Here is a 586-nt window from a genome sequence, read left to right as displayed (position 1 = left end):
GCACATCGAAGGCGGCGTTGGGGTTGCCGTAGTACGCGTCGAGCTGGCGCGCCAGTTTGCGGATCAGCGCATGGCTGGAGTCGACCGTGGGCGTGCTCTCCGGCAGATAGGTGAGTTCACGCAGAGAGCCGTCGGCCACACGCACGCCCAGCTTGCCGAAGGGCGCTGCGAGAACGGCATCGAAAGGGGATGGCATGACGGAGTCCGGCGCGGAAAAGCGATCCCGCGAATCTAGCACGTCGCTAGGTGACGCAACGCGGCGCGGAATCGTCAGCTTCCGAGCAGCCCGCTTTTCAGATCCCGGTCGACCGGGTTGTTGCCGATGAAGATGCTGAGCACGGCCTGGTAGAAATCTTCGCCGGGGATGGGCTTGCCGCGCGCCACACCGTTGATGCTGACCGTGGTGCCCGCGTCGGGCGTGTAGTCGAAGTTGATGGTGTCGCCACGACGGGTGGAGCCGATCTGGCGCATGGCGTCTTCCAGCTGCGTCAGGCGATCGGACAGCCGCTGCAGTTGAATCTCGGTCTGGTTGTGGTGGATGCCGTCATTCAGTGCGCGGATGAAGGTGTCGGCTCCCACATCACGC

At 64.3% G+C, this 586-nt stretch carries 2 protein-coding genes; both read right to left on the bottom strand.

Annotated elements, in window-relative coordinates:
- Positions 1 to 196 (bottom strand): hypothetical protein (locus ACTWPP_RS45105; protein ID WP_443110636.1); only part of this gene is annotated, 196 nt, incomplete at its 3' end.
- A 74-nt stretch (positions 197 to 270) separates the two neighbouring features.
- Positions 271 to 586, bottom strand: a 316-nt coding sequence (locus ACTWPP_RS45100) for a chalcone isomerase family protein (protein ID WP_443110635.1), incomplete at its 5' end; no start/stop codon positions are given.

It is taken from the genome of Actinomadura sp. 3N407 (genome assembly GCF_052245875.1).
GTDB lineage: Bacteria > Actinomycetota > Actinomycetes > Streptosporangiales > Streptosporangiaceae > Spirillospora.
This window is presented reverse-complemented; position numbering and strand designations above follow the sequence as displayed.